At 68.5% G+C, this 20408-nt stretch carries 19 protein-coding genes; 10 read left to right on the top strand and 9 right to left on the bottom strand.

Annotated elements, in window-relative coordinates; genetic code table 11:
• Positions 1-240: 240 nt before the first annotated feature.
• From ACEI37_RS13865 to xseA, 5 genes are all read right to left on the bottom strand, one after another.
• Positions 241-1968, bottom strand: a complete 1728-nt coding sequence (locus ACEI37_RS13865) for an amidohydrolase (protein ID WP_373379364.1) — start codon at positions 1966-1968, stop codon at positions 241-243.
• Between the two features lie 94 nt (positions 1969-2062).
• A complete protein-coding gene (locus ACEI37_RS13860; RefSeq protein WP_373379363.1) occupies positions 2063-3043 on the bottom strand; it encodes a tripartite tricarboxylate transporter substrate binding protein in 981 nt (326 codons plus the stop codon).
• Positions 3044-3096: 53 nt separating this feature from the next.
• Complete coding sequence (locus ACEI37_RS13855) at positions 3097-4191, bottom strand: porin (protein WP_373379361.1); 1095 nt, start codon at positions 4189-4191, stop codon at positions 3097-3099.
• Positions 4192-4662: 471 nt separating this feature from the next.
• Positions 4663-5244 (bottom strand): superoxide dismutase [Fe], encoded by a 582-nt coding sequence (gene sodB, locus ACEI37_RS13850; protein WP_012351891.1) that lies wholly within the window; start codon positions 5242-5244, stop codon positions 4663-4665.
• Positions 5245-5444: 200 nt separating this feature from the next.
• Positions 5445-6830, bottom strand: coding sequence for an exodeoxyribonuclease VII large subunit (gene xseA / locus ACEI37_RS13845; RefSeq protein WP_373379360.1), 1386 nt, complete (start codon positions 6828-6830; stop codon positions 5445-5447).
• A 1073-nt stretch (positions 6831-7903) separates the two neighbouring features.
• Between xseA and ACEI37_RS13840 the strand changes: the two genes are divergently transcribed.
• The 7 genes from ACEI37_RS13840 to ACEI37_RS13810 all read left to right on the top strand — a co-directional run bounded on the left by ACEI37_RS13840 (position 7904) and on the right by ACEI37_RS13810 (position 13257).
• On the top strand, positions 7904-8524 hold the full coding sequence (locus ACEI37_RS13840; RefSeq protein WP_026164567.1) for a MotA/TolQ/ExbB proton channel family protein: 621 nt from the start codon (positions 7904-7906) through the stop codon (positions 8522-8524).
• A 24-nt stretch (positions 8525-8548) separates the two neighbouring features.
• The gene (locus ACEI37_RS13835) at positions 8549-8974 is read left to right on the top strand and encodes an ExbD/TolR family protein (protein ID WP_373379359.1); all 426 of its coding nucleotides are present in this window, start codon (positions 8549-8551) and stop codon (positions 8972-8974) included.
• Between the two features lie 149 nt (positions 8975-9123).
• On the top strand, positions 9124-10227 hold the full coding sequence (gene lpxK, locus ACEI37_RS13830; protein ID WP_373379357.1) for a tetraacyldisaccharide 4'-kinase: 1104 nt from the start codon (positions 9124-9126) through the stop codon (positions 10225-10227).
• Positions 10208-10411: a Trm112 family protein gene (locus ACEI37_RS13825; RefSeq protein ID WP_012351886.1), complete on the top strand. Its 204-nt coding sequence runs from the start codon at positions 10208-10210 to the stop codon at positions 10409-10411. Before lpxK ends, ACEI37_RS13825 begins: the two co-directional genes overlap by 20 nt.
• An 11-nt stretch (positions 10412-10422) precedes the next feature.
• Positions 10423-11232: a 3-deoxy-manno-octulosonate cytidylyltransferase gene (kdsB, locus tag ACEI37_RS13820; RefSeq protein ID WP_373379356.1), complete on the top strand. Its 810-nt coding sequence runs from the start codon at positions 10423-10425 to the stop codon at positions 11230-11232.
• Positions 11233-11634: 402 nt separating this feature from the next.
• Positions 11635-12300 (top strand): adenylate kinase, encoded by a 666-nt coding sequence (gene adk, locus ACEI37_RS13815; RefSeq protein ID WP_373379355.1) that lies wholly within the window; start codon positions 11635-11637, stop codon positions 12298-12300.
• A 198-nt stretch (positions 12301-12498) separates the two neighbouring features.
• The gene (locus ACEI37_RS13810) at positions 12499-13257 is read left to right on the top strand and encodes a 3-hydroxyacyl-CoA dehydrogenase (RefSeq protein ID WP_373379354.1); all 759 of its coding nucleotides are present in this window, start codon (positions 12499-12501) and stop codon (positions 13255-13257) included.
• Between the two features lie 18 nt (positions 13258-13275).
• Here the strand turns inward: ACEI37_RS13810 and ACEI37_RS13805 are convergent, their stop codons facing one another.
• Complete coding sequence (locus tag ACEI37_RS13805; protein WP_373379353.1) at positions 13276-14085, bottom strand: helix-turn-helix transcriptional regulator; 810 nt, start codon at positions 14083-14085, stop codon at positions 13276-13278.
• A gap of 159 nt (positions 14086-14244) precedes the next feature.
• Here ACEI37_RS13805 and ACEI37_RS13800 point away from each other — a divergent pair, with 159 nt between their 5' ends.
• Complete coding sequence (locus ACEI37_RS13800; protein WP_373379352.1) at positions 14245-15024, top strand: class I SAM-dependent methyltransferase; 780 nt, start codon at positions 14245-14247, stop codon at positions 15022-15024.
• Between the two features lie 15 nt (positions 15025-15039).
• Here ACEI37_RS13800 and ACEI37_RS13795 read toward each other — a convergent pair whose 3' ends face one another.
• Positions 15040-15957 (bottom strand): LysR family transcriptional regulator, encoded by a 918-nt coding sequence (locus tag ACEI37_RS13795; protein ID WP_252674630.1) that lies wholly within the window; start codon positions 15955-15957, stop codon positions 15040-15042.
• A gap of 104 nt (positions 15958-16061) precedes the next feature.
• On the opposite strand from ACEI37_RS13795, the gene ACEI37_RS13790 reads away from it, so the two are divergent.
• Positions 16062-17087, top strand: a complete 1026-nt coding sequence (locus ACEI37_RS13790; RefSeq protein WP_373379351.1) for a bile acid:sodium symporter family protein — start codon at positions 16062-16064, stop codon at positions 17085-17087.
• A 67-nt stretch (positions 17088-17154) separates the two neighbouring features.
• Here ACEI37_RS13790 and ACEI37_RS13785 read toward each other — a convergent pair whose 3' ends face one another.
• Entirely contained in the window at positions 17155-18669 is a 1515-nt protein-coding gene (locus ACEI37_RS13785) for an N-acetylmuramoyl-L-alanine amidase (protein WP_373379350.1), read from the bottom strand.
• Positions 18663-19175: a tRNA (adenosine(37)-N6)-threonylcarbamoyltransferase complex ATPase subunit type 1 TsaE gene (gene tsaE / locus ACEI37_RS13780; RefSeq protein ID WP_116330435.1), complete on the bottom strand. Its 513-nt coding sequence runs from the start codon at positions 19173-19175 to the stop codon at positions 18663-18665. Before tsaE ends, ACEI37_RS13785 begins: the two co-directional genes overlap by 7 nt.
• A gap of 16 nt (positions 19176-19191) precedes the next feature.
• On the opposite strand from tsaE, the gene queG reads away from it, so the two are divergent.
• Entirely contained in the window at positions 19192-20406 is a 1215-nt protein-coding gene (gene queG / locus ACEI37_RS13775) for a tRNA epoxyqueuosine(34) reductase QueG (RefSeq protein ID WP_373379349.1), read from the top strand.
• Positions 20407-20408: the final 2 nt, after the last annotated feature.

The following is a 20408-nucleotide window of genomic DNA, read 5'->3' as shown; positions in this document are numbered from 1 at the left end:
CCAGAGCGCGGAGTGGTCCCTGCTGCGGGCCTTACCGTAGGAACGCCTTCGGCTGCGCTGCGCGCCGGCCCTATCGCAGAGCTTGGGCCCTGGCACTGGACGCGTCGCTGCGCTCGCTTGGCGCTGGCAGGTGGGGCTATTGAAGGCCCGACTTCGTTGATGCCGCTCGGCCAAAAAGTGACCCGCCCAGCAGGGCGGAACCAGGCGGTTCAAAAGCCGACAGCATGTCATCAACAGCGACTATCCCACAATGAGAGAGCCGCCTTGCCGAACACGCAGAGCCGATCCCTTTCGCCCCCGACGCGCAGCTAAGCCACCATCGGCATGCACCACCTTTCCATCCACCATCGTCAGCACCGAACGGATGCGATGGATGTCTTCGACCGGGACGGTCAGGTAGGGCTTGTCGAGCACCGCCAGGTCGGCCAGCTTGCCCGCCTCGAGCGTGCCGCGCGAAGTCTCGTCGAACGAAATCCAGGCCGCGTTGGCGGTGTACAGCCGCAGCGCTTCCAGCCGCGACAGCCGGAAGTCCTCCTTGCGTCGGACCTCCTTGCCGATCGAATAGCCGCCGACGTGGAACTCCAGCGCGCGCCAGACGCCGGGAATGCCGATACGCGTGGCATCGGTGCCGCCGGCTACTTTCAGCCCGTGCTGCAGGGCCAGCCGCACCGGCGGCGCGGCCTCGGCCACGTGGTGGTCGTTGGCGTGGCCGATGGCGCTGGCCTCGAAGTACGGCCCCATCTGCACCGTGTAGGCAAGCCCGAGCGCTTTCATGCGCCGGAACGTTTCCGGCTTGCCGGTGTTCAGGTGGGCCATGGCCCAGCGCAGCTTGCCCAGGTCGTGGCGCTTGCCCACTTCCTCGAACACATCCAGGATCGCGCTGGCGGCATCGTCGGTATAGGCGTGGATCTCGACCGGATAGCCGCGGCTGGCGGCAAAGGTTGCCACCTTGAGCAGTTCCTGGCGGTCCTTCGCCGACGGCTGGAATCCGGGCCCCATCTTCACGCCGTCGTCCATGCCGAACACCAGCATTTCGCCCGGCCCCAGGAAGCGCAGCTTGCCGTCGCCCATGCGCGGCGGCAGGTAGGCCAGCGTGTTGCGGAACCAATCGGCCTCGCTGCCCGCGACCAGCGTCGGGATGCGGTAGCCGACCCGCAGCGACAGGCTGTCTTCGCGCCACAGCGCGAACAGCGGATCGTAAGAAGGGCCAGGTCCGGCGGTAGGGTCGATCAGCGCGGTCACGCCCAGGCTGTTGAGCCGGCCGAAGAAGGCCTGCAGGCTGGCCTTGGGGTCGACCTGGCTCTGCGCCAGGATGCGCCCGAACAGCGCCGACAGCGGCCGGATCGCGCCGAAGATCCGGCCGGTGAGGCGGCCTTCGCCGTCGCGCTCCATGCGGACGCCAGGCGGCAGCGCATCGGGCTGGTCGAGCCTGAGCACCTCGATCGCCTTGGCGTTGACCAGCGCGTAGTCGTACAGGTACTGCACGTAGGCCGGATTGTCGGGCAGCAGCGCGGTCAGCTCGGCCGGGGTCGGCGCGCGCTTCTCGGTGAACTGGTCGGGGTGCCAGGAACCGGTCACGGCTACCCACTTGCCCGGGCCGCGCGCCAGCGCGGTCTTGCGCAGCTGTTCCAGGCCCGAAGCCAGGCTGGTGGTTTCGCCCTCGTACCAGTAGGTCTCGAAGACATAGCTCTGGCCGCCGCGGATGGCGTGGATATGGGTGTCGATCAGGCCTGGAATCACTGTGCGCCCGCCCACGTCGATGACCTCGGTAGCCGGGCCGGCCAGGCGGCGGATCTGCGGGTTGGTGCCCACCGCGACGATGCGCTCGCCGCGGATGGCGATGGCCTGCGCCACCGTATCGGCGGCGTCCATGGTCAGCACCGTGCCGTTGACCAGGATACGGTCGGCGTGCGCGGCGGCGGCCTGCGCCTGTGTTCCCCAGGCCGCCATCAGGCAACCAACCGCCATGGCATGTGCCAGGGCCCGTGCAATGCATCGCATAACAGTGTTCCGTGTGTCAGTGGAAGCGGCGCCCGCAGGGACGGACGCCAGTGCTGCAGCGTTACTGGCCCGGCTGCGCGCCCGAGCGCTTGACGATGGGCTCGAGCTTGGCGATGTCGGCGGCGATCAGCTTGTCGAACGCTGCCGGCGTCGACGGCTTGGCCTCGGCGCCTTGCGCCGTCAGCTTGTCGCGCGTCGCCGGCGCGCCCAGCGCCTGCTGCATCGCCGTGTTCAGGCGCGCCACGATCTCCTTGGGCGTGCCTGCCGGTGCCAGCACGCCGAACCAGGCATCGAACACATAGCCCGGCACGCCCGCTTCGGCGATGGTGGGTACGTCCGGCAGCGACGGCACCCGCGCCGCGGTGGCCACGCCCAGGATGCGCAGCTTGCCGTCCTTGACGAACTGCAGCGCGGTGATCGACGGCGCGAAGAACATGTCGACGCGCCCGCTCATCACATCGGTAATCGCCGCCGGCGCGCCCTTGTACGGGATATGCCGGGTCTGCACGCCGGCGGTCACGTTGAACAGCTCGCCGCTGAGGTGCGACGAGCTGCCGCTGCCGGCCGAGCTGTAGGTGACCGAATCCGGCCTGGCGCGCGCCGCGGCCAGCAGGTCCTTGAGCGTGCGGTACGGGCTGGAGGCGCTGACCACCAGCAGATACGGCATGGTCGCCACCGTGGAGATGCCCTTCAGGTCGCGCGTGGTGTCGTACGGCAGCTTCGGGTAGAGCGTGGGATTGACTGCATGGCCGGCGGAGGTCAGCAGCAGCGTGTAGCCGTCGGCGGGGGCCTTGGCCACCACCGCGGTGCCGATGGTGCCGCCGGCGCCAGGCCGGTTGTCGACCACGATCTGCATGTTCGACGCGGAACTCATCTCGGCGCTGACGATGCGCGCGAGCAGGTCGGTGGCGCTGCCGGCGGCAAATGGCACCACCATGCGGATCGGCTTGTCGGGATAACTGTCGGCGTGCGCGGCGCCATGCAGCAGCGGCAGGCACAAGGCGGCAGCCAGCGTGGCGCGCAGCATGTGGCGGAATCTCATGTGGGGTCTCCTGGATCGTTGGTGTCTTGGTAATGGGCCGGGGCGCAGCGCCCTCAGAACACGTGGCGCATGCCCAGCGCAAAGGTCTGCGGATCGGCGCCGGCGGAAATGCCCAGCTCGTTGATCGCAAAGTCGTAGGTGGCGTTCTTCTTGTTGAAGATGCGGCTGTAGAAGCCGAACACCGAGGTGCGCTTGGACAGCGGGTATTCGTAGCCGACGGTGGCCTGCACCGCGCCGGTGTCCGGCCCGCTGCGAAAGAAGCCGACGGTCTCGGTGGCACTGCCGCGGCCGTTGCCGGCATAGCCGACGCCGGCGCGCAGGCTGCCGGTCCACAGTTTCTGCACCACCGAGGCGTAGTACGCATCGCGCTTCAGGTCACCGGTGGCGGTGCGGTAGTGCAGCCGTTCGTAGATGGCGGAGACCTTGGTAGTCGGGAACTGGTACGACAGGCCGATCTTCATGCCTTCGTCGTCGCGGCCCGCGGTCTGGTAGTTGTTGTGGCGCTCGTAGGCCAGCACCACGTTCAGCGGGCCGTTGTCATAGGCCCCGGCAAACGACCACAGGCTGGGGTTGCGCGGCACCGTGGTGCGCTCTTCATTGACGCCCCAGGTCACGCCGCCGCTGAAGCCGTTCCACTTCGGGCTGCGGTAGTGCAGGCTGTTCTTCTGGCGGCGGTCGAAGGCGCTGGTGTCCTGTACGTTGTCGGAGGTCGGCGTCGAACCGTTGCCGATCAGCGCCATGTAGCCGGCCGTGGTCGGATAGAACGGATCGTAGGACGACGTGGCTTCCAGGTAGGGCGTGGTCCAGTTGCCCATGAAGAAGCTGCCGGCCGACCCGGCCAGCCCGAGACGCGTATTGCGGCTGGCAAGTTGCCCGCTTCCCGTATCCAATGAGATATTGCTTTCGATCTGCCAGATCGCCTTGACGCTGCCCACCAGCGCTTCCTCGCCGCGCATGCCGAACACCGAGCGGTTGTTGGTCAGGCGGCCGGTGCCGCCCAGCTTGGTGCCATCGGACGCCGTCGATGCGTCCGAATACTCCATCGACGTATTCAGCCGGCCATACAGCGTAACGTGGCTCTGCGCCGAAGCGACGGTGCAGCAGGCCGCGAGCGCCGCAAAGGTGGCGCCCGCAAGGGGGTTCTTCATGTTGTCTCCAGTGTCGGTCTTGCGCCTGTCCGAATCGATACGGGGATGCCTGCCCCGCCCCGTGCACGAAATCGCGGGCAGCAGCGACCCCTGCCCGGACTACGGCATCAGCAATTTCTGGATTCTTGATTGCGCTATCTCATGCGGCGGATGTACGCGGCGATGCAGCGTGAGGGGATTCTAGAAATCGGCCATCGCAGCGTCCATTCGCATTTTCTTTTGGTCACCATATCGATTTGTTATCGTGATGGCCGACCATGCTGGCATGGACATCGGCAGCATAGGGCGCGGGCGCGGGGCCCGGTAGTGGGCGGTCTTGTGTCGCTGCGTTCCAGCCATGGGACGCCGTGGACACAGGTAGTGCGGGAAGTGCGCACGGCGTGGAGCGTGCGCGAAGTGCGGCAATCGCGGGACAACAAAAAAGGGCCTGGCGGCCCTTTTTTGTTTCGTGCGGTCTGGACGATCCGGGGATCAGCCAGCGAAGTTCTTGCCGGCGAAGTCCCAGTTCACGACATTCCAGAATGCCTCGACATACTTCGGACGGGCATTGCGGTAGTCGATGTAGTAGGCGTGCTCCCACACGTCGCAGGTCAGCAGCGGCTTGGCGTCGGTGGTCAGCGGCGTGGCGGCGTTGGAGGTGGACACCAGGTCCAGCGAGCCGTCGGCCTTCTTGACCAGCCAGGCCCAGCCCGAACCGAAGGTGCCGACGGCAACCTTGGTGAACTCTTCCTTGAACTTGTCGAACGAGCCCCACTTGGCGTTGATGGCATCGGCCAGTGCGCCGGTCGGCTGGCCGCCGCCGTTGGGCTTCAGCGAATCCCAGTAGAAGGTATGGTTCCACACCTGGGCGGCGTTGTTGAAGATGCCGCCCGACGACTTCTTGACGATCTCTTCCAGGGTCGCGTTCTCGAACTCGGTGCCCTTGATGAGGTTGTTCAGGTTGGTGACGTAGGTCTGGTGGTGCTTGTCATGATGGAACTCCAGCGTCTCCTTGGAGATGTGCGGAGCCAGTGCATCATGCGCGTACGGAAGCGGGGGGAGCTTGTGTTCCATTGTTCTGTCTCTGTGGGTTGGGGTTGTTGGGTCCGGAATTGCCGATTGTAGGGGACTTGCAAGACCCACGCAAACCGCGGCGCAAAGCCCCCTGCTCCGATGTTAGTTTGTCCGCGCGCGGCTTTCCGGGAGATTTCGGCGCGCCCTTTCGGACCCGTGCCGCACGCGCATGGGAGGCGTTCCCGGCGCCGCGCGGCGGCTCAGAAATCCGGCAGCTTGGCCTGCACGCCGGCGATCGCCAGGTCGGCCACGCCTTCGGCCAGGTGCGCCTCAACCACGCTGCCGGCACGGATCTCGGCGGGGGCGCGCAGCGCGCGTCCGCGCTGGTCGAGCAGCACCGCATAACCGCGCTCCAGCGTGCGTTGCGGCGCCAGCAACTCGAGCGCGCCGGCGCTGCGCGCCAGGCGCTGGCCGGCGCGCTCGTGCTGGCGCAGCGCGGCGGCCTGCAGCCGCTGCCACAGGCGCGCCACGTCGGCGTGGGCCGCGGCGGCGTCGGGGCGGCATGCGCGCCAGCGCATCGCCAGCAACTGGTGGCGATGGCGCTGCGACACCACGGTGTCACGCAATGCCGACCGCAAATGTCGCGCCAGATTGTCGACCTGCGCGCGGCGCTCCTGCAGCTGCGCCTGCGGGCTGCGCACGCGCCGCGCCAGCCAGTCGAGGTGCTGCGCGCGCAGGTCCAGCCCGCGGCGCAGGCATTGCCTGAGCGCATCGCGCGCGCGCAGCGTCTGCGCGAGCAGGTGCGCGCGATCTGGGCTGACCAGCTCGGCCGCGCCGGTGGGCGTCGGCGCGCGCACGTCGGCGACAAAATCGGCAATGGTGAAATCGGTCTCGTGGCCGACGCCGGAGACCACCGGCAGCGTGCAGCGCGCGATCGCCTGCGCCACCACCTCTTCATTGAACGACCACAGGTCTTCGATGCTGCCGCCGCCGCGGCACAGGATCAGCACGTCGCATTCGGCGCGCGCGGCCGCCGCGTCGAGCATGTCGGCGATCTTCTGCGCCGCGCCCGTGCCCTGCACCGGCACCGGATAGACCACCACCGGCACATGCGGCGCGCGCCGCCGCAGCGTGCTCAGCACATCGCGCAGCGCCGCGGCCTGCAATGACGTGATCACGCCGATGGTGCGCGGCTGCGCCGGCACCGGGCGCTTGCGCTCCGGCGCAAAGAGCCCGGCCTGCGACAGCTTTTCCTTGAGCCGCAGGAAGGCTTCATACAGATTGCCGAGGCCGGCGCGGCGCATGGCCTCGACCCCCAGCTGCAACTCGCCGCGCGCCTCGTACATCGAGACCACGGCGCGCACCTCGACCGCCTCGCCCTCGCGCGGCTGGAAGTCGACATGCTGGTTGCGCCCGCGAAACATCACGCAGCGGATCTGCGCGCGCGCGTCTTTGAGCGAGAAATACCAGTGGCCGCTGGCGGCGCGGGTGAAGTTTGAGATTTCGCCCCGTACCCAGGCGAGCGGGAAACTGCGTTCCAAAACGCGCGCGATCGCGTGGTTGAGTTCACCGACCGGGATCACCTCGCGGCCGCTGCGCGGTGTGGTGGCGGAAGGGTCACGCGAAAAATTCGGCAGGTCAGACATGGCGAAGCCGCGGACGTGCGGCGTGGATCAGACATGTCCACAGCATAACTGCAATGTCAAGGGGGTAGCGCTGATGGCACAGGGCTACCCGGGAAGCCGCATGGGTTCGTGCAAGCCTTTGATTCTTATGCGGTTTATGAGCGCAACAAAAATTAGGCAATATAACCATTTCTCTTTTGCATCAACCACTTACATCGCCGCCCAAGGGCTTGTTCACAAAGTTATCCACAGCCGCTCTGGATAAAATGCGTTGTAGAGAACACTTTTTCGGGCTGCGTGGCGGGTAGCCCGCATATTGGATGCGCCAAGCGCCTCGCCCTGCGCCCGGCCGACGGGCGCTAGAAGGCAGCTCCGTCATGGAACGCTTCTGCTGCATTTGCACATTTTCTCGGCACCACCAAAAAAACCGCTGCTATTCAAGAACTTGTGCAACTTCTCCCGGATTTGTCCACAAGCCATCCACAGCGCTCTCCCTCCTCGCTGTGGACAAGCCCCGCCTTGGACCGCTCCGGCTCGCCGCAGTGCCGGCCTACGGCGAATAAGCCTGTCTGCCTGTTTTTTAAGCACGGGTTCCGAGTCCCTTTGGAATCAATGGCTTACGAAAACTCTCAGGCACCTTTCCACAAGCGCTCCACAGTACTGTCCCGCTGCTTTGTGGAAAGTCGTGCGCTTACGCACAGAAGCCGGGGCTGAAACCGTGGCAGCAGTCGCTGCGGCACGTGCCGGATGCGCCTCAGCGGCTGCCGAACGCTATTGCATAAAATTTAAGCAGCACCTGCTTTGCCTTTTCCGATCAATGAGTTAGCCATCTTGTCCGGCAGCTTTCCACAATCGATCCACAACACTGTCCCTGCCGGCTGTGGAAAGCAGCAGCCTGCGCGGCAGTGACACGATGCGCGCCGGAGACAGGCGCGCTTCGTCCCTTGCCGCGCGCCAGGCCGCGGGTTAGAGTGGCGCCTGTTTTTTCAGAGCAATGCCGGAGCGCGCAGCAAGGCATCATGCCGACGCGCCTCAAGGCATGCCGACAGGTGGTTTGGGGTTTCGTAATTCGGTTGTCGATCCCGGGGGTCCAATTGTTTTCCATCATTCAAGCGGCCGGCTGGCCGATCTGGCCGCTGTTGCTCGCCTCGGTCATCGCGCTGGCTTTGATCGTCGAACGGTTCCTGTCGCTCAAGCGCAGCAAGGTGCTGCCGGCGAAGCTCTATGAAGAAGCGCTGGCGGCCGCGCAGCAGCGCCGTGCCACGCCGGAAGTGGTCAACACGCTGGAACAGAATTCACCGCTGGGGCGCGTGCTGGCCGCCGGGCTGCGCCACGTGGTGCTGCAGCCGCATACCTCGCGCGATGCCGCCAAGGACGTGGTCGAGGAAGCCGGCCGCGTGGTCGCGCACGAGCTCGAGCGCTACCTGAACGCACTCGGCACGATCGCCTCGGTAGCGCCGCTGATGGGGCTGCTGGGCACGGTGATCGGCATGATCGAGATCTTCGGCAGCCAGGGCGGCACCGGCACCAGCCCCGAGCAGCTGGCGCACGGCATCTCGGTGGCCTTGTACAACACCGCCTTCGGGCTGATCGTGGCGATCCCGGCGCTGATCTTCTGGCGCTACTTCCGCCGCCGCGTCGACGACTACGTGGCCGAACTGGAATTCCGCGCCACCTCGTTCCTCGACGCCATCCTGCCGCAGCGCCGCGCCTGAGCGCGGCACGCCTACCCGAACGCCATGCACTTCCGTTCCCGCCAGCGGCGCGAAGAGCCGGAGATCAACCTGATCCCGCTGATCGACGTGCTGCTCGTGATCCTGATCTTCCTGATGATCACGACCACGTACTCGCGCTTTACCGAGCTGCAGATCCAGCTGCCCACCGCCGACGCCGAGCGCGCGCGCCAGCAGCCGCAGGAGATCGTGGTGTCGGTGTCCGCGCGCGGGGTCTACTCGGTCAACAAGCAGGTGATGGAGCACAAGGACGTCACCAGCCTGGCCGACCAGCTGCGTACCGTTGCGGGCCACGGCGGCCAGCCGCCGGTGGTGATCGTCAATGCCGACGCACAGGCAACGCACCAGGCCGTGGTCAACGTGATGGAGGCCGCGCGGCTGGCCGGGCTGTCGCGCCTGACCTTCGCCACGCAGAGCGCGCAGCCGCGCTGACCTCTCGGGCGGGCCTGCGCGCCAGCGGGCCGCCGGCGGGCTTGCCCCATGCGCACGGCAATGCCCATAATGGTTGGGCCGCCCCGAGGGGCGAAGCCGCGAGCGCACTACAATCGCATCCCGACCATCGACTCTCGCCCGCCGCGTCCATGCCCGTTCCCCGCCATGCCCTTGCCGACTTCGTGACCGCCCAATGGCAACGCCGGGGCTGGTTCGCGTGGGTCATGCTGCCGTTCTCGCTGCTGTTCGGCCTAGTCGCACGGGTGCGCCGCCATGGCTACCAGCGCGGCTGGTTCAAGTCGACGCGGCTGCCGATGCCGGTGGTGGTGGTCGGCAACGTCACCGTGGGCGGCACCGGCAAGACCCCGGCGGTAATCGCGCTGGCGCATGCGCTGACCGAGGCCGGGCTGCGGCCCGGCGTGGTCTCGCGCGGCTACGGCGTGCAGCTGAAGCACCCGCGCCGGGTCAAGCCGACCTCGCAGGCCGGCGACGTCGGCGACGAACCGCTGCTGATCGCGCGCGCCACCGACGTGCCGGTCTGGGTCTACCCGGACCGCGCGCTGTGCGCGCAGGCCATGCTGGTGTCGCACCCCGGCATCAACGTGCTGCTGCTCGACGACGGCCTGCAGCACTACAAGCTGCAGCGCGACTTCGAGATCGTGATGTTCGACGCGCGCATGGGCGGCAACGGCCTGATGCTGCCGGCCGGCCCGCTGCGCGAGCCGCTCTCGCGCCCGCGCGACGCCACCCTGATCAACGACCCCAACTTCCGCGCCACCCCCGACCGCCCCGGCGTGTACGGCATGCGCCTGGAACTCGACGACGCCTGGCAGCTCGCCGATCCCACCATGGCGCGGCCGCTCAGCGCCTTTGCCGGACGGCGCGTGCTGGCCGCCGCTGGCATCGGCAATCCCGAGCGCTTCTTCGCCAGCCTGCGCGGCGCCGGCCTGGCGCCGAAGACGCTGCCGCTGCCCGACCACTATGACTTCGTGGTCGACCCGTTTGTCGACCATCCCGATGCGCTCGCTGCCGACGTGATCCTGATTACCGAGAAGGATGCCGTAAAATGCGAGCGCTTCGACGACCCGCGCATCTGGGTCGTGCCCACCAGGCCCGTGATCGACGCGGGCCTGATCGATAAAATCCGCCGCGCCGTGCAGGCGCAAATCCAACCCGCGCCGACCGCGCCGGCCGCCGCAAGCGGCGCCGCCGGGCGCAACGAGGAACACCGAGATGGACAACCGGCTGCTTGAAATCCTGGTCTGCCCGCTATGCAAGGGCAAGCTGGAATACGACCGCGCCGCGCAGGAGCTGATCTGCCACGCCGACAAGCTGGCCTACCCGATCCGCGACGGCATCCCCGTGATGCTGGCCGATGAGGCCCGCCAGTCGGTGCCGGGCCGCGTGATCGAGCCGGACGCGCCGGCGGGCAACTGAGCAGCGCGGCCATGACCCTGCCCGCGTTTACCGTCGTCATTCCCGCGCGGCTGGCCTCGACCCGCCTGCCCGACAAGCCCCTGGCCGATATCGGCGGGCGCCCGATGGTGGTGCGCGTGGCCGAGCGCGCGCACGCGTCGTCGGCGCAGCGCACCGTGGTCGCCACCGACGCGCCCGCGGTGGCACAGGCCTGCGCCGCGCACGGCATCGAAGCCGTGCTGACCCGCGCCGACCACCCGTCCGGCACCGACCGCCTGTCCGAGGTCGCGGCGCAACTGGGCCTGGCCGACGACGCCATCGTCGTCAACGTGCAGGGCGACGAGCCGCTGATCGAGCCGGCGCTGATCGACGAAGTGGCGCTGCACCTGGCGCATCACGCCGACTGCGCCATCGCCACCGCGGCCCATCCGCTGCACGACAGCGCCGACGTGTTCAACCCCAACGTGGTCAAGGTCGTGTGCGACGCCGCCGGCCGCGCGCTGTATTTCTCGCGCGCGCCGATACCGTGGGCGCGCGACGCATGGTCGGGCGTGCCGGCCGTGCCCGCCGCATCGGCCCGGGTGCCGCTGCCCGACATGCCGGTGCTGCGCCATATCGGCCTGTACGCCTATCGCGCCGGCTTCCTGCGCCGCTTCCCGACGCTGGCGGCGGCGCCGCTGGAGCAGGCCGAGGCGCTGGAGCAGTTGCGCGCCATGTGGCACGGCGAGCGCATCGCCGTGATGCAGACCGCCGCCGCGCCCGCGCCCGGCGTCGACACCCAGGCCGACCTGGAGCGGGTGCGCGCGCTGTGGGCGCAGTCGATGGCCCAGGAAGGGCCCTGACCGCCATCCCTCGGCATCCCGCCGACGCCGGCAGGGCCGCCGCGCGGGTTGCCTGCCCGCTCAGGTCGATTCTGCTGCAACCGAACCGGGGGGCCGATTTCGGGCCGAATCCCCGCTGCCTCATGGCATAATGCTTGCCGATACAGAGCCGCCCCGCTGGCGCGAGCATTCGCGCCGCCGGCCAAGGCTCGGTGGGGAGATAAAGATAGAGCCCGTCCGGTGCGCCGCGCCGCCATCCCCCTGGCAGCCGCCGCCGGCCGTACGCGTGGGTACGCCTGAGCCGTGCCCGCGCTGAACGCAGTCAGCGCGCACCGGGACCGCAGTCAGTCTCGCGTCAAGTTACGGCGTTACCCTCCTTCTGATCTCCCGCCATACCGGATTAAAAACTCTGAGGACCCGTAAATGCGTTTGATCCTGTTGGGCGCGCCTGGCGCCGGCAAAGGCACGCAAGCCAAGTTCATCTGCGAGAAGTTCGGCATTCCGCAAATCTCCACCGGCGACATGCTGCGCGCCGCGGTGAAGGCCGGCACGCCGCTGGGCGTGGAAGCCAAGAAGGTCATGGACGCGGGTGGACTGGTGTCGGACGACATCATCATCGGCCTGGTGAAGGACCGCCTGAAGCAGGACGACTGCAAGAGCGGCTACCTGTTCGACGGCTTCCCGCGCACCATTCCGCAAGCCGAGGCGATGAAGGACGCGGGCGTGGCGATCGACTACGTGCTCGAGATCGACGTGCCGTTCGACGCCATCATCGAACGCATGAGCGGGCGCCGCGTGCACGTGGCATCGGGCCGCACCTACCACCTCAAGTACAACCCGCCCAAGGCGGAAGGCATCGACGACGAGACCGGCGAACCGCTGATCCAGCGCGACGACGACAAGGAAGAGACCGTCAAGAAGCGCCTCGACGTCTACTCGCAGCAGACCCGTCCGCTGGTCGACTACTACTCGGCATGGGCCGCCAACGGCGACGCCGCGGCCAAGGTAGCGCCGCCGAAGTACCGCAAGATCCTGGGCGTCGGCAATGTCGACGAGATCACGGCGCGGGTGTTCGAGGCGTTGAAGTAAATGTCTTGCTGGTGCAGACAGCGATAAAAAAAGCGGCCTTCCGGCCGCTTTTTTTATGGCCAATGGACCGTGTCGCCAATCGGCGCTTAGGCACCGCTATCGCCGATTTCTTCGCCTGGCCCCTCTTGCACATCGGCCCCGCCCCCGTACAATGCTTAACGTTTACGTAAACGGAAACCATACCGAGGAGACACCATCGTGGACATCAAGGACAACGTCTTCATCATCACCGGCGGCGCCTCCGGCCTTGGCGCCGGCACCGCCCGGCTGCTCGCCAAGGCCGGCGCCAGGGTTGTCATTGCCGACCTGAACGAGGCCGCCGGGCAGGCGCTGGCAGCCGAGACCGGTGGCCGCTTCGTGCGCTGCGACGTGACCTCGGAAGCCGATGGCCAGGCCGTGGTCGCGGCGGCGCAGTCGCTTGGCCGCCTGGCCGGCCTGGTCAACTGCGCCGGCATTGCCACCGCCAACAAGACCGTGGGCAAGAACGGTCCGCATCCGCTCGATGCCTTCGACAAGACCATCCGCATCAACCTGATCGGCACCTTCAACATGATCCGCCTGGCCGCCGCGGCGATGGTGCAGAACGCCCCCGACAGCGAGGGCGAACGCGGCGTGATCATCAATACCGCCTCGGTGGCGGCGTTCGACGGCCAGATCGGGCAGGCCGCCTATGCCGCGTCCAAGGGCGGCGTGGTCGGCATGACGCTGGCGATCGCGCGCGACCTGGCGCGCGACGGCGTGCGCTGCATGACCATCGCCCCCGGGCTGTTCGAGACCCCGATGCTGCTGGGCATGCCGCAGGAGGTGCAGGACGCGCTGGGCAAGATGGTGCCGTTCCCGTCGCGGCTGGGCCGGCCCGCCGAATATGCGAAGCTGGCGCGCTCGATCATCGAGAACCCCATGCTCAACGGCGAGGTGATCCGCCTGGACGGCGCGATCCGGATGCAGCCCAAGTAAAGCCTGGCTGCTGCCCGCTCAGCCGGGCAGCAGCATTACCAGCATCAGCCCCGGCGCCGCCGCCGGCACCAGCGTCAGCTGCTCGAACTGCAGCGCGCCCTGGCGCGGATGGCGAAAGCCGCGGCGTCCGCCCTCGCGGTCTTCCACGTCCTGCGACAGCCAGGCGGCGCGGAAGTCGGCGCTCTCCGCCATCAATCCCTCGATCAATGCCCGCGTCGGCGCCGCATCGGCGTGGCGGATGCTGTGCGCGCGGAATTCGGCCACCAGGCGTGCGGCGCGGTGCGGCCAGTCCTGCACCAGCGCCTGCAGCGCCGGCGACAGGAACATTGCGCGCAGCAGGTTGCGCTCGGTGGCGGCGGCGTCAAGCCAGCCGATGAACAGGTCCGCGGCCGCGGCGTTCCAGGCCAGCGCGGTCCATTGGCGGTCGAGCAGGTACGCCGGTCCGTCGATCGCATGCACGCTGGCCAGCACCGCGGGCGGCACCGGCTCACCGCCGGCGTGCTGAGGATCGCGCCGGCCGGCCAGTTCGAACAGATAGGCGCGTTCGGCGCGCGACAGCCGCAGCGCCGCGGCGAGGCTGGCGAGCGCGCGCGCCGACAGCGCCACCGGCCGGCCCTGCTCCAGCCACGTGACCCAGGTCGTGCTGAGGCCCGCCAGTTGCGCGACCTCCTCGCGGCGCAGCCCCGGAGTGCGCCGGCGCTGGCCGGGCGCCAGCCCCACGTCCGCCGGCGCCAGGCGTTCGCGGTGCGCGCGCAGGAAGGCGCCGAGCACGGCTTCGCGCGAGGCGGGCGGGGATGGCGGATCTTCAGTTCGGGCGAGTGGCGGCATGGCAGGCTGGTGGCGCTTATACCAGGATAAAGCGATGACTTGTACCGGGAAAACAGCCCGCCTACAGTATGCCGAACCCGCCTCGCGGGCAATCCCCCTCCCCGACAACAACAGCCCCGCCCGACCTGGCTCGGCCGCGGCTTATAGGAGCCCAGCACCATGCAGCAACAGGAACTCGTCGCCGCCCAGTTCGGCGCCACCGCCAGCGCCTATCTCACCAGCGCGGTCCACGCCAGCGGCGCCGACCTGCAGCAACTGAAGGACGAACTGGCCGCGCTGATTCCCGCGGCCAACCGCGCGCGCAGCCGCGTGCTCGACCTGGGCTGCGGCGCCGGCCATGCCAGCTTTGCCGCCGCCGCGGTAGCGGGCGAGGTGACCGCTTACGATTTGTCGGCCGACATGCTGGCGGTGGTCGAGGCCGCGGCGCGCGAGCGCGGGCTGGCCAACCTGCGCACCCGCCAGGGCGCGGCCGAGCAACTGCCGTTCGACGATGCCAGCTTCTGCGCGGTGGTGTCGCGCATGAGCGCGCACCACTGGCGCGACGTGCCGGCCGCGCTGGCCGAGATCCGTCGCGTGCTCAAGCCCGGCGGCAAGGTGGTGATGATCGACATCGCCGGCGCGCCGGACCCGCTGCGCGATACCTGGCTGCAATCGGTCGAGTTGCTGCGCGACCCCTCGCACGTGCGCGACTACACCCCGGCGGGCTGGCGCGCGATGTTCGAAGCCGCGGGCTTTGCCGCGGATGCCATCGCCGTATCGGCGACCTGGCGCATCGGCATCGAGTTCGACAGTTGGGTGCAGCGCATGCGCACGCCGCCGGTGGCGGTGGACGCGATCCGGCACCTGTGGCAGGTGGCGCCCGCGGAAGTGCGCGAGCACTATCGCGTGCAGGCAGACGGCAGCTTCGAGCTGGAAGCGGTGATGGTCACCGCGCGCTGACAGGAGCAAGCCTGCTCAGGCCGCGGCGCTGATCGTCGGCGCCTCGGCCCGCACCGTCAGGCGCCGCACCAGTTCCCACACCGCCGCCGCGGCCGGCGACAAGGAGCGGTCCTCACGCCGCACCATGACGATGCTGCGTTCCTCGCACGGCACCAGCGGGCGCCACACCAGCGGCGACGCCGCCGGCAGCGGCAGCGAGAACGACGGCAGCACCGATGCGCCGATGCCGGCCTCGACCATGCCGAACACGCTGGCCGAATGGCCCAGCTCCTGCACCACCTGCGGCACCACGCCGTGGCGGCCGAACACGCGGTCGATCAGCGGCCGGCTGCCCGAGGCAAAGTCCAGCAACACCAGCCGCATCCCATGCAGCGCCGACCACGGCACCGATTCCGCCTGCGCCAGCGGATGGTCGCGCCGGCAAACGAAGCAGAACGGGTCGGTCGCCACCGGCTCCACCAGCAGGCCGTCGCGCACCAGCGGGTCGATCAGCACGCCGAAGTCCACCGCGCCGGCGCGGACCTGCTCCAGCCCGTCGGCCTGGACGTTGTCGCGCACGGTCAGGCGGATTTCCGGATATTGCGCGGCGCAGGCGGCCACGTAGAGCGGCATCAGCCGGGCGGAAATGGTCGGCGCGCCGGCTATCACTACGCGACCGCGATAGCGCTCACCTAGCTGCCGCGTTTCTTCGAGGGTGTCGTCCAGTTGCCCGAGCAGCCGCTCCAGCGCCGGCGCCAGCGCATGGCCGGCCTCGGTCAGCACCACTTCGCGCGTGGTGCGGTCAAGCAGGCGCACGCCGAGCGCGTCTTCCAGCTCGGCAACGCCCCGGCTGACTGCCGGCTGGGTCAGTCCGACCGCGTCCGCCGCCCGGCTGAAGCCGCCGCTGCTGGCCACGGCCAGGAACACGCGCAACTGCCGCAATGTGTAATTCATGCAACAACCGGATAAATAGATTCTATAAATGAATTTGCATTCTAGACCCGGCTAGCGTCCAATACTAGGCAAAACCCTAACATCGCAGGATTTCACCCGCAGTCATGTCCCGTATTGTCCGCAATCTCAAGAAGCTTTATGACCTGATCGACGGCTTTGTGCTCGTCATGCTGACCGCCATCGCCATCGCGCTGGCCGCGCCCGAACTCGGCACCGGCGACGGCCCGCTGCAGCTCGGCGTAGTGACCAGCCTGGGCGTGGCGCTGGTGTTCTTCCTGCACGGCGCGGCGCTGTCGCGCGACAAGCTGGTGGCGGGCGCCAAGCACTGGCGCCTGCACGTGTTCGTGCAGGTCTTCACCTACGTGGTGTTCCCGGTGGTAGGCGCGCTGCTGATGCTGTCGCTGCGCAATACGCTGCCGGCCGACCTGCTGCTGGGGGTGTTCTTCCTGTGCGCGCTGCCGTCCACGGTGTCGTCGTCGGTGGCCATGACCTCGATGGCGCGCGGCAATGTCTCGGGCGCGATCTTCAACGCCACCATCTCGGGCCTGATCGGCATGCTGGTGACGCCGCTGCTGATGGGGCTGGTGATCAGCGCCAGCGGCGCGTCGATGCCGCTGGGCAAGGCGCTGACCGGCGTGGCGCTGCAGCTGCTGCTGCCGTTCGCGCTGGGGCAGCTGCTGCGCCCGCTGATCGGCAGCTGGCTCGCAAAGAAGAAGCACATCACCAACAAGGTCGACCGCGGCGTGATCGTGCTGATCGTCTATTCGTCCTTCTGCGACGCCACCGCCGAAGGCCTGTGGCACCAGTACCAGTGGCAGACCATCGGCGCGGTGATGGGCATCGCCGCGGTGCTGCTGTTCGTGGTGCTGGGCTTCACCACGCTGACCGCGCGCCGGCTGGGCTTTTCCGTCGAGGACGAGATCACCGCGGTGTTCTGCGGCTCGAAGAAGAGCCTCGCCAACGGCATCCCGATGGCCAAGATCCTGTTTGCCGGCCATCCGGCGCTGGGCCTGCTGGTGCTGCCGCTGATGGTCTATCACCAGCTGCAGCTGATCGTCTGCTCGGTGATCGCGTCGCGCTATGCCAACCGCGATGCGCTGCTGGAGGACCAGGCCCCGGCGCGCGCCTGAAGCGCGCCACCGTGAAAAAACCGGGGCGTGCCCCGGTTTTTTTTGCGCCTGCCGCCCGCGCGGCTGGTCAGACCGACGGATTCTTCGACAGCGGCGGATTGCGCGCGAAGTACGAGCGGATGCCCTTCAGGATGGCATTGGCCAGCTGTTCCTGGTGCGCGTTGTCGTTGAGCTTGCGCTCTTCTTCCGGATTGCTGATGAAGGCGGTCTCGATCAGGATCGACGGGATGTCCGGGGCCTTCAGCACGGCAAACCCGGCCTGTTCGACGCGGGCCTTGTGCAGCTTGTTGATGCCGCCGATCTCTCCCAGCACGGCCTTGCCCACCAGCAGGCTGTCGTTGATCTGCGCGGTGGTCGACAAGTCCAGCAGCACGCGCGCCACCTGCGCATCCTTGTTGCCCATGTTGGCGCCGCCGATCAGGTCGGACGCGTTTTCCTTGTTGGCCAGCCAGCGCGCCGCGGTGCTGGACGCGCCGCGCTCGGACAGCGCGAACACCGACGCGCCGCGCGCCTCGGGCGACAGGAAGGCGTCGGCGTGGATCGACACGAACAGGTCTGCCTGCACCCGGCGTGCCTTCTGCACGCGCACGTTCAGCGGCACGAAGAAATCGGCGTCGCGCGTCATCATCGCGCGCATATTGGGCTGGGCGTCGATCTTGGCGCGCAGCCGGTGCGCGATCTGCAGCACCACGTCTTTCTCGCGCGAGCCGGCCGCGCCGATCGCGCCGGGGTCTTCGCCGCCATGGCCGGGGTCGATCGCCACGGTCAGCAGGCGGCGCATCTTGAACGGACGCTCGGCGGTGGGATTGTCGCGCGCGACCGGCGGCACCACCGGGGCATTCGGGGCCGGCACCGGCGGCACCGGCGCCGTGGACGGTGTCGATGGCCGCGGCCGGGCCGCGGCCACCGGCGGCGGTGCGGTGGTGGGCGGCACCTCGCCCTTCTCGTCGAAGCGGCGCACCAGCGCGCCGATGGCGTCTTCCTCGGCGCCGGCCGGTGCGCCGGCGATGCCTTCCGCGCCCGGCGCCGGGTCGGAAGTGGCAAAGCGGCGCTGCTTTTCCTCGGTGTCGCGCACCAGCTTCCACAGCGGGTCGGGCGGGTTGACCGGGTACAGGTCGAACACCAGCCGGTTGCGGTAGCTGCCGATGGGCGCCAGCGTGAACACCTGCGGCGCCACGTTTTCCTTCAGGTCGAACACCATGCGGACCACGCGCGGGCGGTTCTGGCCGACGCGCACGGTCTGGATATACGGATCGTTCGGCGTGATCTTGGCTACCAGCTCGCGCAGCGTGGGCGACAGGTCGAGGCCGTCGATGTCCACCACCAGCCGGTCGGGGTCGCGGATCATCTGGTGCACCGCGGCCAGCGGCGAGTCCGATTCGATGGTAACGCGGGTGTAGTCCTCCGCCGGCCACACGCGCACCGCGACGATGCCGGCGCCGAACGCGATCTGCGGACCGGCCAGCGTCAGCACGGCGGTGCCGGCGCCCAGCTTCAGCGCCTGCGCCATCCATTTGCGGCGCGCCTGCATGAGGCCGTCGGGTCCATCGGGGCGGTCGGTGGCAAGTCGCTTGATCAGCATGCGTTCAGCAAGGTAAGTCCAGTGGGAGTATAGGCGCGCAGCGTCGCGATCCGCCGCTCGCCGGTGTCATCGGCGCCGGCCATGTCCGATTGGAGCAACACGTGCAGGTCGGGTTCCCCCAGCAGGCGCCCGGCCTTCTCCGGCCACTCGACCAGGTTGAAGGCCGGTTCGGCGAAGCAGTCGCGAAAACCCGCGTCGAGCCACTCTTCGGGATCGGCAAAGCGGTACAGGTCGAAGTGGTAGACCGTCAGCGGCGAGCCGTCGGCGCGCGCGACGTCATAGGGCTCGCACAGCGTATAGGTGGGGCTGCGGACCTTGCCCGCATGGCCCAGCGCGCGCAGCACGGCGCGCGACAGCGTGGTCTTGCCGGCGCCCAGGTCCCCGGACAGCTGCACGTGCACCGTGCGCGGCGGCATGGCCTGCACGGCGGCGGCCAGCGCGGCGCCCAAGCGCGCGGTGGCGGCTTCGTCGGGCAGCGTCAGGGTGCGTTCTTCGAGCAAGGGCATTGCGTACAATTCAGGAATGATCGACCGAGTCGCCCCCGGGCAGGCGGATGCGCCGCCCACACCAGTACCAAAAACCAGCGGCCATGCGGCCGCGGGCCCGGGGGAGCTTGCGGCGCTGGCCGCGTCGATCCGCGCATGGGGCGCGGCGCTGGGCTTTGCCTCGGTGCGCATCGCCGATGTCGACCTCGCGCACGCCGAGCCCGGACTGCTGGCCTGGCTGGCGCAGGGCTACCACGGCGACATGGATTATATGGCCAACCACGGCCTGCGGCGCGCCCGTCCGGCCGAACTGGTGCCCGGCACGGTGCGCGCGATCGTGGCGCGCATGCCCTATGTCCCGGTTGCCGGCGCGCACGCGCAGGCCGCCGACTGGCGCCGCCACGAGCTGGCGCGGCTGGACGACCCGGCCACCGCGGTGGTGTCGCTGTACGCACGCGGACGCGACTATCACAAGGTGCTGCGCAGCCGCCTGCAGCAACTGGCCAGCCGGATCGAGGCCGAGATCGGCAAGTTCGGCTACCGCGTCTTTACCGATTCGGCCCCGGTGATGGAAGTGGCGCTGGCCAGCCAGGGCGGACTGGGCTGGCGCGGCAAGCATACGCTGCTGCTGGACCGCGACGGCGGCTCGATGTTCTTCCTCGGCGAAATCCTGGTCGACATCCCGCTGCCGGCCGATCCGCCCGAATCCGGCCATTGCGGCAGTTGCCACCGCTGCCTGGACATCTGCCCGACACGGGCCATCGTCGCGCCCTACCGGCTCGATGCGCGCCGCTGCATTTCCTACCTCACCATCGAGCACAAGGGCGCGATCCCGGTGGAATTCCGCGCCCCGATGGGCAACCGCGTCTACGGCTGCGACGACTGCCAGCTGGCCTGCCCGTGGAACAAGTTCGCGCACGTGGCCACGGTGCCGGACTTCGATGTGCGCAATGGCCTGGACGCGCCCGACATGGTGGCGCTGTTCCAATGGACCGAAGCGGAATTCAACCAGCGCCTCGAAGGCAGCCCGATCCGCCGCATCGGCCACGAGCGCTGGCTGCGCAACCTGGCGGTGGGGCTGGGCAACAGCCTGCGCACGGCATTGTCGGGCACGCGCGCCGAAGACGCGGCACTGGCCGCACGCATCCGTGCGGCATTGCTGGCGCGGCGCGAGACCGCCACCCCCATGGTGCAGGAACATATCGACTGGGCCCTGGCGCAGGGCGGCCCGCCGGCGCAACGGGCCGGCTGATC

This window comes from Cupriavidus nantongensis (genome assembly GCF_041726985.1).
In the GTDB taxonomy this organism is placed as follows: Bacteria; Pseudomonadota; Gammaproteobacteria; order Burkholderiales; family Burkholderiaceae; genus Cupriavidus; species Cupriavidus nantongensis_A.
Note: the sequence above shows the minus strand (reverse complement) of the source record. Positions and strands in the feature narration are given on the sequence as shown.